12 protein-coding genes and 1 riboswitch are annotated in these 16319 nt (G+C 45.7%); of the genes, 6 read left to right on the forward strand and 6 right to left on the reverse strand.

Features of this window, described 5'->3' with window-relative positions:
• Window positions 1–63: 63 nt before the first annotated feature.
• Window positions 64–1386 (reverse strand): hypothetical protein, encoded by a 1323-nt coding sequence (locus tag WC496_01560; GenBank protein ID MFA5291702.1) that lies wholly within the window; start codon window positions 1384–1386, stop codon window positions 64–66.
• 282 nt (window positions 1387–1668) lie between these two features.
• On the opposite strand from WC496_01560, the gene WC496_01565 reads away from it, so the two are divergent.
• Window positions 1669–1947: a hypothetical protein gene (locus tag WC496_01565; protein MFA5291703.1), complete on the forward strand. Its 279-nt coding sequence runs from the start codon at window positions 1669–1671 to the stop codon at window positions 1945–1947.
• A gap of 10 nt (window positions 1948–1957) precedes the next feature.
• On the opposite strand, the gene WC496_01570 is transcribed toward WC496_01565, so the two are convergent.
• Complete coding sequence (locus tag WC496_01570) at window positions 1958–3133, reverse strand: rhomboid family intramembrane serine protease (GenBank protein ID MFA5291704.1); 1176 nt, start codon at window positions 3131–3133, stop codon at window positions 1958–1960.
• A 231-nt stretch (window positions 3134–3364) separates the two neighbouring features.
• On the opposite strand from WC496_01570, the gene WC496_01575 reads away from it, so the two are divergent.
• Both WC496_01575 and WC496_01580 read left to right on the forward strand, forming a co-directional pair.
• Window positions 3365–4450: a Xaa-Pro peptidase family protein gene (locus WC496_01575; GenBank protein ID MFA5291705.1), complete on the forward strand. Its 1086-nt coding sequence runs from the start codon at window positions 3365–3367 to the stop codon at window positions 4448–4450.
• A gap of 119 nt (window positions 4451–4569) precedes the next feature.
• Entirely contained in the window at window positions 4570–5886 is a 1317-nt protein-coding gene (locus WC496_01580) for a hypothetical protein (protein ID MFA5291706.1), read from the forward strand.
• A gap of 27 nt (window positions 5887–5913) precedes the next feature.
• Here WC496_01580 and ettA read toward each other — a convergent pair whose 3' ends face one another.
• Together ettA and thiC are read right to left on the reverse strand one after the other, a co-directional pair.
• On the reverse strand, window positions 5914–7587 hold the full coding sequence (ettA, locus tag WC496_01585) for an energy-dependent translational throttle protein EttA (GenBank protein ID MFA5291707.1): 1674 nt from the start codon (window positions 7585–7587) through the stop codon (window positions 5914–5916).
• 10 nt (window positions 7588–7597) lie between these two features.
• Window positions 7598–8899 (reverse strand): phosphomethylpyrimidine synthase ThiC, encoded by a 1302-nt coding sequence (thiC, locus tag WC496_01590; protein ID MFA5291708.1) that lies wholly within the window; start codon window positions 8897–8899, stop codon window positions 7598–7600.
• Window positions 8900–8972: 73 nt separating this feature from the next.
• Window positions 8973–9080, reverse strand: a riboswitch (TPP riboswitch).
• 157 nt (window positions 9081–9237) lie between these two features.
• On the opposite strand from thiC, the gene WC496_01595 reads away from it, so the two are divergent.
• Window positions 9238–9804, forward strand: a complete 567-nt coding sequence (locus WC496_01595) for an isoprenylcysteine carboxylmethyltransferase family protein (protein MFA5291709.1) — start codon at window positions 9238–9240, stop codon at window positions 9802–9804.
• A gap of 69 nt (window positions 9805–9873) precedes the next feature.
• Here WC496_01595 and WC496_01600 read toward each other — a convergent pair whose 3' ends face one another.
• Both WC496_01600 and purD read right to left on the reverse strand, forming a co-directional pair.
• The gene (locus WC496_01600) at window positions 9874–13251 is read right to left on the reverse strand and encodes a hypothetical protein (GenBank protein MFA5291710.1); all 3378 of its coding nucleotides are present in this window, start codon (window positions 13249–13251) and stop codon (window positions 9874–9876) included.
• A gap of 11 nt (window positions 13252–13262) precedes the next feature.
• The gene (gene purD, locus WC496_01605; GenBank protein MFA5291711.1) at window positions 13263–14540 is read right to left on the reverse strand and encodes a phosphoribosylamine--glycine ligase; all 1278 of its coding nucleotides are present in this window, start codon (window positions 14538–14540) and stop codon (window positions 13263–13265) included.
• A 188-nt stretch (window positions 14541–14728) separates the two neighbouring features.
• Here purD and WC496_01610 point away from each other — a divergent pair, with 188 nt between their 5' ends.
• Together WC496_01610 and WC496_01615 are read left to right on the forward strand one after the other, a co-directional pair.
• Window positions 14729–15832 carry a DUF1573 domain-containing protein gene (locus tag WC496_01610; GenBank protein ID MFA5291712.1) on the forward strand — a complete coding sequence of 368 codons (1104 nt, stop codon included), beginning with the start codon at window positions 14729–14731 and terminating at the stop codon, window positions 15830–15832.
• 18 nt (window positions 15833–15850) lie between these two features.
• Window positions 15851–16123 carry a hypothetical protein gene (locus WC496_01615; GenBank protein ID MFA5291713.1) on the forward strand — a complete coding sequence of 91 codons (273 nt, stop codon included), beginning with the start codon at window positions 15851–15853 and terminating at the stop codon, window positions 16121–16123.
• The last annotated feature ends 196 nt before the right edge of the window (window positions 16124–16319 follow it).

Here is a 16319-nt window from a genome sequence, read left to right on the forward strand (position 1 = left end):
AAGAGTCTGCCCGTTCAGGACTGCTCTGTAGTATGCTGATGAATTTGCAGCTAATTTTGATTTTTATTTTTTTTCTGCGTCCTGCTCTGAGTCCGTCGAAGGTGCCACGGCGTTAGGCTCTGAAGTTGTCGAAGGCGTTACGGTGTTCGGCTCTGAAGTTGTCGAAGGTGTCTCTGCCTGCGGGGCGGGCTTTTCGAAAAGTTCAATTTCGGTAAATTTAATCAAAGAGAAGCTGCTCAGGGTATCGGTTGTTATTTCACCGACGAGGCCGACTCTCTTGCCGAAGAATTCGGTCAAATTGGCATCTGCTATAGCTCCGTCCGCTTCTGCGTAGCAGACCGGTGTATTACTGTCGTCAACAACGAGGTATCGTTTATTGGCGGGCAGATCTGCGTAAAGGAGTGACGGCTTGAATGTTCCGATTATGGCGAATTTACTGATATCTGTAATCGTTTGTTTTTGCTCTTTGCGGGCTTTTTCAATCTCCGCCAGTTGATTCTGCAGTTTGTTTTTCTGGTCTTCGATAATTAATGTGGATTCTTTCGCCAGTTCGCACCGTGCTACGGTTTTAAGCGTATATTTTGCGTATTGTCCTGCTTTGCCGCTGTTTGCGTCTTCGGCAAGAGCCGTCAGTTCGGCCTTTATCCTTGCGAAATTTTGTTCGGCCAGGGGCTTTGCTTTTTCTTCGTCTAATTGGTTTACAAGGGTGTAGTACAGTTCAAGTTCTCTGCTGTTGGCATCGACTTGTTCGATGAGTACGCCCGGTTTTGCAGTTGATGTGCCTGAAGCGATTACACTTTTGGTTACTTTTATGTCTATTCCATCTGCCTTGCGGAGGAATTTTACATATTGGCTGCTCGTCCAAAGGCTTGCCCCTTCCGGCGGAACGATTTTATAATAATCGCCGACTGCTGCGCCGATCAGGCGGACTTTCTGTCCTTTTTTGAGTGCGATTTGAATGCTGTCGCTTACCATCGCATCGCGGTCGTCTGCCCCTGCATAGACTCTTGTATTATCCGCGTTTACGACACCGACGCCCGGATTATTGACATCGGTTTGAACATATTGTTTAAAAATCCATGAGAAACTGCCTTGCGGCGGAAGTATCTGGCTCCAGCTAAACTTTTGTCCGACGACAACGACTCTGGCCGGCGACGAGATTTTGCCGCAGCTGTAGAAATTCATTCCGGGGCCTGAACGGATATTGAGCTCTGCGCCGGTAATTTCACCGACATACGGAAACTCGACCTGATTTACCTCCGCCGGTGCCGGTTCAGCTTCAGGTGCACCAAGCGCAGCGGGGCGTTTCTCGCCTTCAGCTATCGCCATTACGGATATTATAAGTGTTAATATTATTGCCGACTGAAAAAGTTTAATCCGTTTCATATTTCTTCCCTTTCCCTGGAGAATAGATACGTTTTTTTATAAGCTCTTAATTATCGCAAATACAAAAGCGTTGTCAACCCCGCACCTTTGAATAATTCGAATAAATGAATAAAGAAAGGTGCGGGGTCAATTATTTCTTTTATACTGTTCTTCTGCCGAAGATTCGCCAATTATGTCCCCATTTTCATTGATTATCAGGCAGTTGGGCATTGAAATAGATTGCCTGAACCTGATTTACAGATTAAAATATTCCAGGATAGAGCAGATACGGAGGCAGACAAAATGACAGAACAACAGGAGCAGCAGGCCGGCGGCATAACGCCGGAGATACTCAAAAGCGCGATGAAGGCGTTCAAAAAAAGGCTCAAACTCACCGCGCTGGATGACGATTCACGTCTTGGCCGCGGCGCGTTTTCAGGCGGCCATACAGGCGTTTTTGCGATAAGGCCCCCAAGCCAGTTTCCGCAGGAGGTTTGGACGGAATTGTGCAAACAGGGCAAACTCCGCGACAGCGGACATGGATTGTATGAACTTCCGAAAGGTGAACAGGACAGGGCGTAAACGGAAACTTTTACGCTTCGAGACGTTTGATTTCGTCGTCGCACATTTTCTTCTGGCCCGGGTCGCTAAGTTTCTTCTGAGCTTTTTTAAGCTGCTCAAGGGCCTTTGTCTTGTCCGGCAGATACCTTGCGTAAATGATGCCGAGCATAAGCAGAACCTGCCCGGAGTATTCGTATCCCCCGTAGAACGACAGAAATTTTTCGTATGCCGCGGCCGCATCGGCCCATTTCCCGCTCGACATAAGCTGGTTGGCGATATCGAGCAGCGACTGTTTTGGCAGGGGCTGGACGACATTTTCTTTTACCAGTTCCAGATACAAATCAGAAGCCGAGGCGAGATTACCCTGGCCTATACGCAGCAGAATTTCCTGCCGCATCGATGAAATTTTCTCTTCTGCCTGCTTTTGCTCTTCGGTTTTTACTTCCTTCACTTCGATTTTTTTGCTGATTCTGCCTGCGAACGGGTCATCCCCTTCGGCGACCATATTCTTATAAATGCTTCTCCGTCTCCATCGTCTTATCATCGACCATAAATCAAGCTGGTCTTCGTGGAGAAGGTTCAGCGCCCGCAAAAGCAGTATGGCCAATATTCCGAAAGCATAGCCGGAAAGATGAGCATCGTAAGCGACGTTCTGTGCGGACCTTGAAATAACATTGTCGATAAATATCATTTTAATAATTATAAGATATATTGCCGGAACCTCTAATGTTCCTATGAAGAATAACCAGTAGACAATAGTAATAAGTGTCTGCGGAAACAGAACCAGATAAGCGCCTATAACAGCGGCGATTGCTCCGCTTGCGCCGAGAACAGGAGTTGCCATGCCGGCCCCGAAAAGCGAGGCGGCGAGAATATGACCGAGCGCGCTGAAGACTCCTCCTGCCAGATAGAAACACAAATAACCCAGATGTCCAAGCCGGTCGTTTACATTGTTTCCGAACAGATAAAGGAAGAACATATTACCAAGAATATGCATGATACTGCCGTGTAAAAACGCGTAAGTGATAAACTGCCAGATAAACGGGTATGAAGGCGTGAGCATATAGACCGATGCCCAGTTTTGCAGTGCCTGCAGTTTGAAGTTGTAAGACAGCAGGAAAATTGCCGCGTTGATGATTATCAGCGCATAATTCATATATGGCGTTCGCCACGGCCGGATATTTGTTCTTACAGGCAACAAAAACATATTTTAGTCTTTATAAAAAACTCTCGAAATTTTATGGTAAAGGTGGTATTCTAATGACTTATGGAGCCGGATACAAGTAATAAACTCGGAGCCGCTGGAATAAAGAAGTAAGGATATTGTTATGGGAATGGGTATTGGCAAGGTCGCGTGTTTCGGTTTAGGTAACGTTACCGAAAACCGAAAACTGCCAACGAGACGTTACCGTTACCAATACCGATACCTGTAGTTTTAATGAAAGTTGACGTTTTGAAAAATCGGTTAAAAAATATTAGAAGATTGCTTAGTGGAAATCATTTTGACGCTCTTATAGTAACCGTCGGGGCGAATGTCTCGTATCTGAGCGGTTTTTATGGCGACGACAGCTGGCTGATTCTGACCGGCAAAAATGTTTATCTTGTTACCGACAGCAGATACACCCTCCAGGCAAAGGGCCAGTGTCCCGCCTGTAAAATTTACCAGCGCAAAGGCTCGATGATAGATGCCGTTGCCGATATATTAAAAAAACTTCCAGCCGTTAAAACCGCCGCCGTTGAAGATAAAATCGAACTGGCTGTATTTAAAATTTTACGCAAAAAACTTTCTGTTCGAGTCAAAGCTGTAAAAGGTCTTGTCGAATCTGTCAGGGCCGTAAAAGACGAATCTGAAATCGCGGCGATAAGAAGGGCGATTGAAATTTCAGAAAAAGCCCTCGCCAAAGTTCTGCCGAAAATTCGCGTCGGGATAAGCGAAACCGCTCTTGCCGCTATTTTGGATTTTGAGATGAAACAGGCCGGTGCCAATCCTGCCTTTGAAACTGTAATTGCATTCGGAACCAATTCCGCGATGGCGCATCATCGTCCGACAGCTCGAAAACTTAAAAAAGTCGATACTATTCTTATCGACTTCGGCGCAAAAATTAACGGCTATTGCGCCGATTTAACAAGATGTTTTGCGGTCGGGAAAGTAAATAATTTTTACGCGAAAGTTTATAAAACCGTACTCGATGCGCAAACGGTGGCTATAAATGTGCTGAAAAGCGGAATAAAAGCAAAGGATGTCGATTCGACAGCGAAGGAAATTATAGCAGCTTCTAAGTTGCCTCCTTACGGCCACGGCCTCGGCCACGGCCTTGGTTTGGATGTTCACGAGCAGCCGGGGATTTCATTTCTCTCAAAGGCTTCTTTGCAAAAAGGTAATGTTATAACACTTGAGCCTGCGGTTTATCTTGACGGCAAATTCGGAATAAGAACAGAGGATGATGTGCTGATTACCGAAAATGGCTGTGAAATTTTAACCACGCTGCTCAAAAGCGATGAAGTGCCGTTACTGAAAATATAAATTAACCACGAATTAACGCATTTTCGCAGATTTTCCGATTAACTCACCCCCCATTTTTTACTTGATTATAAACAGAAAAGGTCTATAATAATATCTGATTTGAAGAAGGAGGAATATCAATGGTTAGAAATTCATTAGTTTTGACCATATCGATTTGCATACTGTTTGGGTCTAATTTATATGCTGAACAAATCGACTCCGTCTGGATTGGCGGCGAGGATGGTTTTTGGAATGACGCCGACGACTGGAGCCCTGCGATTGTGCCGGACAACAATGAAACTCAGGAATTTGGGGTCACAATAGACGGCGGGACTGCTTCGGCAGAGATCGACTTTGCAAGAGATATAACGGTAAATACTATGGACTGTTATAATAATGTGGAGTTGGAATCTTTGCAGGATTGGTCGGAACTCACTTTAAGCCAGGCTCAGGGCCTGACTAATTATGGCTATCTCGATATTGAGAAAATATCTATTATTGGAAATATAACTAACACTGCCGGCGCCAATCTTGAACTCGAATCAATGGGTGCCGAAATCGAAGGAAATCTTTCTAATAACGCCGGCGGTGTTGTAACGCTTGAAGGTTTTACAGAGTTTGCCGATGGAGATATTGTAAACTCCGGTACGATGACCTTCTACCATAACGCGAATCTTCGTTCAATGGATGAAAACTGCGGAATAGAAAACAACGGAACTTTCAATTTTAAGGGAGGGGTATGCAGAGATTTTAATGAAATTGTTAATAATACCACAGGAACAATAGCAGGCATGGGGGTTCTCGGTGCGGCACATTCCATGGAAAACAAAGGTCTCATTGTTGCTTATATGGGAGATTTGCTTGTCAGCAGCTATGGGACGATGGTCAATAAGGGAAACATGATTAATCTGACAGGCTCAACGCTTAATATATTTGTGAATAATAATGACTTTCTCAATCAGGGTAATATAAACGTCAGAATTGGAGGCGCGGTTTCTTATACCAGTTCTCCTGGTACAGTTCATTCGTTTATTAACGATTCAAACGGAACAGTATCACTTAGAGGTGGAACTATCGGTGCACCAAAAATTGTTCAAAAAGCCGGAGCAGCCTTTAGCGGTTTCGGCGGTATTTTCGGCAATCTCGAATTAGACCCTGACGCAGCAGTTCAAATTACAGGCCCGACAAATATCGTCGGAAACGTAACTGTTCCTGCCGGAGCTGTTTTGGAAATATCTGACGGTCAAACTCTCGTTACCGGCTACACAACAAATAACGGTACAATTCATATGAAAGGCGGAAGATTAATTCCGCAGGGAGGATTGACCAATAACGGCCAGATACTATGGGAACCCGGCCAGTATAACAATATAGCTGATTTTAATCTCGATGGCTCTGTCAACTTCTCAGACTTTGCCGAATTTTCGAATAGTTGGCTGTGGCAGACTCAGTGGTGATTTGCTGAATTCACCTGACTGAGAATATTACCTTAATTTTAGCTGCTTGTATTTTCCGCGGCGGTGGGCCAGGCGGTCGGGATTTTCGGCCTGTATCTTTTCCTCATAAGCGGCGAAATTGCCCACAAACCACTTGGTTTTGCCATCGCCTTCAAAAACAAGCAGATGCGTACAAATCCTGTCTAAGAAAAATCTGTCGTGACTGATTACCATCGCGCAGCCCTGAAAATTAATTATCGACTGCTCAAGAACCCGCATAGTGCTGACGTCGAGGTCGTTTGTCGGCTCATCTAACAGTAAAAGGTTTCCGCCCCGGCGGAGCATTTTGGCAAGATGGATTCTGTTTCGTTCGCCGCCTGAACATTGGGAGACTATTTTCTGCTGCTGGGAGCCTGAAAAATTATATTTGGCGACATAGGCGCGTGAAGCGACGGAAACACCGCCGAGGACTATGGAATCCTTGCCATCGGAGATTTCCTCGAAGATTGTTTTGTCATCAGCCAGGGCATCGCGGTGCTGGTCAACATAGCCGATTGAGACGGTGGCGCCGATTTCAATTTTGCCGGAGTCTGGTTTTTCCTGGCCGGTTATTAATTTAAAAAGCGTTGTCTTTCCGATTCCGTTTGGGCCGATTACGCCGACGATTGCGTTTGCGGGCAGTTCAAACGAGCAGTTATCGATTAGGGGACTATCGTTGAATTTTTTGGATACTCCGTTAAACGAAAGCACTTTGTCGCCGAGTCTTTGGCCTGTCGGGATTTGTATCAGTATTTCATTTTGCCTGTCTTCGTCGGCCTGACCGGCCAAATCGCTGTAAGCATTTATACGGGCCTGATTTTTTTGGTTGCGCGCCCTGACGGAGGTGTTAATCCATTCGAGTTCGCGGGCCAGAGTCTTCTGCCGCTGCGATTCCTTCTTTTCCATTACGCGGAGAAGCTCGGCCTTTTGTTTTAACCACGATGAATAATTTCCCTCGAACGGCAGACCTCTGCCCTTATCGAGTTCGAGAATCCATTTTGTAATGTTGTCGAGAAAATATCGGTCGTGAGTTACGATAATTACCGTGCCGTGATATTCGCGGAGAGCCATTTCGAGCCATTGGATTGTTTCGGCGTCAAGGTGGTTTGTCGGCTCATCGAGCAGGAGCAAATCAGGTTTTTCCAGCAGAGCCATACACAGCGCGACGCGTCTGCGCTCTCCGCCTGACAATCTGCCGACAGGTGCGTCATCGGGCGGCAGTACCATCGCGTCGGAAACAATATCGATGAGTCTGTCGGTTTCCCAGCCGTCACAGGCATCGATTTTATCCTGATAAACGGCCAACTCCTCAAGCAGCTTATTCATTTGCTCATCGGACTGCGGCTCGCCGAGCCGGCTCGAAATTTCGTTGAACCGCTCGACCATATCGAGCGTGGGTTTTATCGCGGTCAGCAGATTTTCCTTAACGGTTCTGTCCAGTTCAAGCTGCGGTTCCTGGGCGACGTATCGGAGTTTCATTCCCGATGCAAGTTTCGTTTCGCCGTGGAAATCTTTGTCCAGCCCGGCCATTATTTTCAGGAGCGTGGTTTTGCCTGAGCCGTTTTCGCCGATAACGCCGATTTTTGCGCCGTAAAAAAACGACAGCGAAATATCTTTTAAAACTTCCTTTTCGCCGAAGCTTCTGCTGACATCGTTCATTTCAAATATAAATTTAGGAGGCATAGTGAATTTATTATTTCTTTGTATAAACTTTGGCCAGTTCCTTGTTGATTCTCAAACTGCACCAGTCTTTGCCGCACATTGTGCAGAAATCATCGTCTGCCGTGGTTTTGACGCTTTTTACGCAGGCCTGATTGTGAAATTTTCCAGCGGTTTTAGGGTCTATCGCGCTTTCGATATGTTTTTTCCAGTCAAGATTTGCCCTTGCGATACTTAATTGCCTGTCCTTTTCCGCTGCGCCGGAGTGTTCTCTTGCGACATCGGCGGCGTGAGCGGCAATTTTAGCGGCGACAACGCCTTGTCTCACATCTTCAATCTCCGGCAGGCCCAGATGTTCTTTCGGAGTTACATAACATAAAAACGATGCACCCCAGTATCCTGCCGCTGTTCCCCCGATAGCACTTGTTATATGGTCATAGCCCGGCGCGATATCAGTCACAAGCGGGCCGAGAACATAAAACGGCGCGTTATGACAGTATTTCTGCTGAAGCTCCATATTTTTTTGTATCTGATTAAACGGAACATGGCCGGGGCCTTCGACCATGACCTGACATTTTTTTCCCTTCGCCCGCAGAACAAGTTCGCCGAGCGTTTTCAGTTCGGAGATTTGCGCTTTATCGGTGGCGTCGGCGATACATCCCGGCCGCAACCCGTCGCCCAGAGAAAAACAGACATCGTACTGGGCCATAATATCGCAGATGTCGTCGAATAGTTCGTAAAACGGGTTTTGCTTATTATTCAGCGTCATCCATTTTGCAATCAGAGCGCCGCCCCGGCTTACGATTCCGCAAACTCTTTTTACGGCCATCGGCAGATATTCTTTTAATACGCCTGCGTGAATGGTGAAGAAATCGACGCCTTGCTTTGCCTGCTTTTCAATTGTATCGAGAATAACTTTCGGATTTATATCTTCTACGTTTCTGCCGATAATCATTTCGTATATTGGCACGGTTCCGAAAGGTACCGGGCAGTTGTCGAGAATTTCCGTGCGTATTTTATCGAGGTCTCCGCCGGTGCTTAAATCCATTACTGTATCGGTTCCCGCATCAATAGCGGCCGATAGTTTATCGAGTTCATCTTTAACAGACGAGCTTGCGCTGCTTGTTCCGATGTTGGCGTTGACTTTTATCGTAACAGCTCGTCCGATACCGATAGGTTTCAGGTTTGTTTTGAGATGTATTTTATTCGCCGGGATAACGAGTTTGCCCGCAGCGGTTTCTTTGCAGACTGTCTTTACATCGATATTTTCATTTTCCGCAACAATATGCATTTCCTTGCTCAATATTCCGTTGCACGCCAGTTTAATTTGTGTCATTTTGTATCTCCGGTTTCACCCCTTATCAGGGAAACAAAAAAAGGGTCGCCTCGTTTTGAAAGCGACCCTTTAATAATTTTTTTTCATCGCTTCCTACGCAGGCATTCCCAAAATGGGATAATCCTGTTCAGGTTCTAAGGGTATTTTCTCAGGCCTTTTTCGGCCACCCCTGCAGAAAGGAGTATAAACCTGCCATATCAGCGGGTCAAGATATTTTATATTCTTACTGATGGACGGTTTCTCATCATTTTTTCACGATAGAATAAATATAGATTGCAATTTAGCGATAATTTTGGCATATATCAGACTTTTACAGTCTTAATGGAGGTATTTATTAGATGTCCGTATGGAAGTTAGTTTATCTTTTAAGAGGTTTCCTGGTCGGCGTTCCGCTGGTCTTTGCCGCATTCTGGACACACGGCAGGGTGGAGAATGTATATATTATCTGGCCGATTGGTTTGTTGGTTTTTTTTATAGGCATAGCTATTCGCGTCTGGGCCCAGCAGCATTTGCGGTATCGCCTGAAGGTTCACAAGGATTTGACCCTCACCGGCCCGTATCAATTTGTCAGAAATCCCGTCTATGTCGGCACTATCGCGATTTTTTTGGGGATGACAATATTGTTTGAGTTTCCCTGGCTTGTTCCCGTTACTTTGGTCTGGAGCGCGGTTGTATATTCTTTTGTGATTCATTACGAGGAGATGCATTTGCTTGCCCGTTACGGCCAGCCTTATCAAAAATTTATGTCAGATGTTCCGCGATGGGTTCCTCGCACCCTGTCCTTTAAAAATTTAGACCTGATAAATGAAAATTTTACACCATCGTTAATGGCCGAACTTCCATGTGTGGGCTATCTGCTGCCGTGTATTATCAAAAAAATAGTATTGGTATGGTTCGTACATTGAAAGTCTGCCAGTTTTATTACCAATAGCCTTTCTTGTTAATTTTGTTAACCTTGTTAACTTCGTTAACGGCTATTTCTTTGTCCCGATTATTTCCAGTGATTTTTGGAAAATCGGCAGCGGCACAACTTTTATTTGCGGCTTTTCGAGCGTCCCTGTCAGTTCGACCTTTAAAAACGCAGGTCCGAACCCGGCCGTCAAAGATTCGATAAAGCTCGGCTCTTCTTTCCCGGCCGCGCTGTAGGCGGTGAAGTTGATATTTACCGAATCGCTTGCAGGCTCGTACGTTCCTGTTCCTCTAAGCGATGCGGTAGGGCCGTACATGTCGAATCTGCTTACCTGCACTACGCTTCCCTTTATAAAAGCCTGAACCTTTATATTGTCGAACGCAAGGTCTTTTTTGACCGCTTCGAATATTGCGGTTCTTATCTGTGCTATAGCTCCGGTTTGGCGGGGTTTAAGGCCGGTAGCCTGTGCGATTAGTCTTCCTCTCGCTATTTGTGGTTTTTGCAAATCGCCTTGTATGTGCAATTCGCCGTTTATTGCGCCGCCTGTATCCTGAACAGTTCCGGCTTTGGGAGAAACGAATTGTTCGGTGCCGATTCCTGCAAGGGCAAGGTCAACCTGATAGTTTGAGAAATTGCCGTTGCAGTCGGTTACAACTACTGCGTCGCCGGAAATCTTCCCGCCGAGACAATCGCCCACGAATCCTTTGATGACTATTTTCGGGTCATTGCTGTCGAATGGAACTTTGAGCCTGACATTTTTGATGGGCCTGTCCTTAAACGAAAGGCTTTGAACGTCCAGGGACAAATTGCATCTGCCGGGCCCTTTGCCGATATTGTATTCGGCATCGACATTCAGCAGGGCGTATATATCGGAGATAAGTTTTGCCCTTCCGACGGAGCAGTTTTTGAAAAGGGCGGTTCCATCGAGTTTAATTGTTTTGCCGCCCGCATCGTTTTTATAGAGTTTTATCCTGTCGAAATTCAGGTCGAATTTTCCCGTCGGCTGGAGTTTTGCGTAATAGCTTTCGAGTTTTCCCAGGGCCGTGGTATATCTCTGGTCGAAGCTTATATCGACGGCGCTTAGTTTAAGCTGGGCCGAATCGACCGCACCCTGTGCCATTTTTATTTTTCCGTCCAGCGTGATTTTGCCCGGACTGTCGAGTTGAACATCGTAGGCAGGTACTGCCGACAACGAGACAAGCTCGACATCTTCCGGTTTTATGATTATTTTTCCGGCGATATCTTTCAGCGGCATATTGAGTTTCTTCAGGAAGACCGTATCCTTGAGGCAATCGACGGTAATTTCATATTCGGGACATTTTATCCGGGCGTTTTTCCCAATGGCGGCTTCGAGATTTACCGGCCCGTTGAACTGGAAATCCTCGAGCAGTTCGGCGCTGTTTTCGCCGAGTATGGACTTAACGGTATTGCTGTCGAGCACCAGTTTTTCAGCGGTCATCTGCATACAGTAACCGACCGGCTCTTTGTCTGAACCGGTCCAGATAGTTCCCGTGGCGTTAATCGGGCTCTGGTTAAAGTCTGCGCTGAATTTTGTTATCTCGAATGTCGATGGCGTGAGATTTGCATCGAGTTTAATATTTTTCAGAGGCTGCGGCAGCATCGAATGCTTTATTAAATCTCCTTTTATTTTAAGCTTTGCCAGGTAGTCGATTGGCATTTCGTTATTATCGACCGAGTGAATATCGATATCCGCGTCGCCTTTCGCCTGTATTTCGAAATTGCTGAAGAATTTTTTCTGCTCCTGCGGAAAGGCCCCCGTAAGTTTGTTATCGATAGCTATATCGTTGGCTTCTATTTTGAAATTATATTCCGGCTCAGGCGTATTCGCGTCGGTGATTCTTCCCTGCATTTTAATGGTTCCGCCGTCACGTTGGCTTAGGACATCTTTTAATTCTATCAGTCCGCCATTGACGGCTATTTTGCCGGTGATTCCCATTACAGGATATGGAAAATACTGGCACATAATCGAGACATCGAGCAAATCTCCTTCCAGCCGGAATATTCTCGTATTCGGCGGTTTCGCCGCGTAGATAAAATCGCCAGCCACCGTTCCCGCCGGCGAGAAAATGTACCACAGTTTTTTATGATTCTCCAGCAGCGCCACGTACAGGTCTTCGTCGAGCAGCATATTATTGCTTGAAATCACGACGTTGCTGTCCATCGTTTCGCCGAACCCGTCGCAGTATCCGTTCATCGTGATATCGACTTTGCCGTGTGCGGCCTTGATGTTATTCATCGTCATACTCGTTTCGGTTACGTCGATTTTCCCGGCCATATGTTCGACCAGATATGGAAAATCAAAGTATTGAATGGAGATGTCTTTGCAGCCGAGATATCCTTTGCACTTTGTTTTGGCTATCTGGGACGCCTTTCCGGTCAGGACAACATCGAGGTCGAGCAGTCCCTGCGGACTGAAATTATCGAAGAAAACCTGCAGAAGGGGGATAAAGCTCTCGAAAATTCTGCTTCCGTACGCAAAGCAGTTATCGACAGGTTCCTCCCGAACGCTGAGGTCTTTCATTTTGACGCCGAAAACGAATGAAGGGTCCGTTTTAAAGTTCGTTACGGTTCCGTTGACGTCTATGACGGTATCGGGTCCGATAGCGATGGTGGCTCTTTCGAAGTTTACATTTTTTTTGTCGGCTGTAATTCTTGAATAAAAACTGTTTATATTGCATTTGCTGCCGAACAGGGTTATCGCAAGTCTTGGTAGATAGCCTTCGAGTTCGATTTCCTGTATTTCTTTCTGTGCCCATTTGATGATTACCCTGTTGCCTGTATCTTCTCTGGGGATATTTTCAGTTATGGCAAAGCGGTAGATTCCGTCCTCGCTGGTTGTTTCAGCGTTGCCGCCGTTGATATTACAGGTAAAGGTTTTTACTTCTGCGCCTTTGTTAATTTGTGTAAATTTTATTTCTCCGCGTTTGAATCTCAATTCAGGCAGGAATTCACCTTTTCCCCCGCGGGGCGGTTTCAGTGCGGCCACGTTCCAGACTTTTTCATCGCCGTTGTACTGGATGTTAACGCAGAAGTCTTCGATTTTCAGGCGTTTGAGTTTCGGACTGAATTTGAGAAAACTCAAAGGTGAAAAATAGGCGTCGATGACCTTTGCCGTCAGTATCGCGTTGTCCGGCGTTTTTTGTTCTGACGGCCCGATTCGTATATTTTTAATGCTTATTTTTCCGCTTAAACGAAAACTGATGTCGTTGATATCGACCCTCGCACCGGTCAGTTGTTTTATCTGACTTATCGCAATCGGCTTGAGCAGGTTCCCGCCAAGACTGTACAGCAGCCACAGGAAAACAATGATAATAATTCTTATTGTCCAGCGGATGATTTTTTTATGTCTGGCCGCAAAATACCGCCTTTGGGTATTAGTGCCGAAATCGGGATGGAATCCGTGTCCTTCGTTCTTAGCCATTCAATATTCTTTTACTTTTTTGTCTTAATCGCTTTATCCGCGATATCTTTTCTGTAGTATGCCTTTTCGAATTTTATTTTTTCAACAGCCTCGTATGCTTTTGCCTTTGCCTCGGCGATTGTATTTCCCAGTGCCGTTACTCCGAGCACTCTTCCGCCTGCGGTTACGATTTGGCCGTCCTTTTCCGCTGTCCCCGCCTGGAACACGCAGACATCCTTAATTTTCTCGGCTTCTTCGATGCCGGTTATGACTTTTCCTTTTTCGTAATCGTCCGGGTACCCGCCCGACGCCATAACAACGCATACGGAGGCTCGGCTGTCCCATTCGAGTGTGATTTTATCGAGCGTCCCGTCGCAGGTCGCCAGCATTGCTTCGAGCAAATCGCTTTTTAGTCTTGTCAGAATCGGCTGGGTTTCAGGGTCTCCGAACCGGACATTGAATTCGAGTGTTCGCGGTCCGCCCTGGGTAATCATAATGCCCGCGTAGAGAACGCCTTTGTACGGCGTACCGTTTCTGTTCATTCCGTCGACGGTCGGCACGAGTATTTCCCGTGTAATCTGGTCCATGAGTTTATCCGTAACAACAGGTGCAGGGCTGTATGCTCCCATACCGCCTGTATTCGGCCCGGTATCTCCGTCTCCGATAGCCTTATGGTCCTGCGAACTTTCAAGGACATAGATATTTCTTCCGTCAACCAGCGCCAGTATCGACGCTTCCTGTCCGAGCAGTTTATCTTCGACAAGAACTTTTTCACCGGCCTTTCCGAATAATTTTCCTTCCATAATTTTTTCAGCGGCGAGAATTCCCTCCGACGGCTCATCGCAGACGAACACTCCTTTGCCCTTGGCAAGTCCGGTAGCCTTTATCACGACCGCTTCATCTCTGCTTGCGATATAGGCTTTTGCGTCCTGAAAGTTATCGAATGTTCGGCTCTCCGCGGTGGGTATTGCGTTTGCCTTCATAATTTGTTTTGAGAAAGCCTTATCGGCCTCGAGTTGTGCCGCTTCTCCGCTTGGTCCGAATGCCTTTATTCCGGCTTTTTCAAACCTGTCAACCAGTCCGGCTGCCAGGGGGTCTTCCGGCCCGATAACGGCAAGGCCGATTTTGTTGTCTTTGGCAAAGGCTAAAAGTTTATCGTAATCATCGGCTTTTATATCGATATTTGTGCCGCATTTAGCGGTTCCGGGATTGCCGGGTGCTATGAAGAGTTTTTTTAATTCTTTTGACTGTGCCAGTTTCCACGCTATCGCGTGTTCCCGTCCGCCGTTTCCGACCAGCAATACGTTCATTTTTTACCTCACCCGCAAAGTATAGTATATTTTCGCTGTTTTATATGGCGTTAATCTACCATAGAACCTCTGCTTCCTCAAGATTTCTTTAAAGATAGAAAAAAATTTGCTGTTGTCAGTAAAATTTTTTTGTGCTAAACTATTAGCTTTGAGTTTTACAGGGAATTTGCAGAAAAGGAGCGGCTATTATGAATAAAAGATTTTGTAATTTTCTGGTTATTGTATTGGCATTGCTTTTTGTTATTTCTTCCCAGTCTCAGGCCAAGAGTAAAAAACCTTTTATTAAATTAGGCGATAAAAAAACTCCTGCCGTTAAGGCAGAGTCCGCAAAGCCCGAAGCCAACCAGCCGGCGCAGTCCTTCCAATCCTCCACGCCCTCGAATGCGAGGATAAAGTTTGATAGCACCGAACACGATTTTGGCACGATTGGTCCCGATAGTCTTAACACCTGTAAATTTACCTTTAAGAACGCAGGAAAAGATGTTCTGAAAATAGACCGTCTCCAGGGTACTTGTAAATGTACGGTTCCGGATTTGAAGAAGAAGGAATATGCCCCCGGCGAATCAGGTGAAATCACCGTGGAATTTCATGCTCCAAAATATCAGGGTAACACTTCCCAGCATATTATGGTTTTTAGTAATGACTCTGATACTCCAAGGGCCGAACTCGAAATCAAGGCTTATGTCCAGCTGCAGGTTCAGGTAAAACCTGAGCAGATTAATTTATCGCTGGTTGACCCTGACGCAGGCACCGGTCCCATAACGATTATCAGTGTTGACGGAGAAAAATTTGCCGTTACAAAGGTTGAATCTGCCGGCAATGTGGTTTCATTTGCTATTGACCCGAACAATATGTCAGACAAGCACGTCTTAAAGCCACTCGTAAATGCGGCTAATCTTCGTAAAAATTTGAATGGCGGTATAATTTTTACTTTAAATCATTCGAAATGCAAAGAAGCACGGATTACATTTTCCTGTTTGAAGGAGTTTGAGGCTACTCCGTCTGTAATTATTCTGCGTAATGCAATTGCAGGCGAAGTTCAGAAAAGAAGTATATTCCTTACCAGCAATTATAATCAGCCTATAGAAATTGACTCGGTTACCTCTGATAAAGGCATTATAAAGATGGTTAATCAGCAGCAAGCTGAAAACAAGTTCCAGTTCGATGTGGAAATAGCCCCGCCCCCGCAGGAGGGAAAGCTGCGGGTTTTTTCTGATATGCTGCATATTAAAATAAAAGGCAAGGAAGAAATAGCCGTTCCATGCCGGGGTTTTTACAAACTCAGCCAGTAATAAAACAGGACGTTATTTATGATAAAGTGTCCTCATTGCGGCAGGGATATTGACGAAACGAGTCAGCCGGAAATTAGGTGGTATCATTCCGATTTTTGGGTGTTATTCGCTTTGTTATGTGCCGGGCCTTTTGCCCTGCGTATCGTATGCAGTAACCCTCGTTATAAGCCCATAACCAAATGGATTATATCGTTGCTGGTTATTGTTGTTACTGTCATCGTTACCATCTGGCTCTATTATTCGCTTAAATCTACATATCAGACTTTGAACCAGCAGTTAAGAGGTCTGTAAACAGGGTTTTAGATAATACACAGCCTGCCCTTTTTCTTATGGCTGCCGCTTTAGGCAACCTCTAAAAATTGTCATCTCTGAAAGCGTGCTTCCAGTCAAATATATTTTTCTATTATTTTTAAATCGTTTATCGAACCGCTTTTATGGTTTTCAACCAAGTCATCTCTTCGCCGTAAACTCCGGCATAATTTTCTTC

This window comes from Phycisphaerae bacterium, assembly GCA_041652575.1.
In the GTDB taxonomy this organism is placed as follows: domain Bacteria; phylum Planctomycetota; class Phycisphaerae; order Sedimentisphaerales; family UBA12454; genus UBA12454.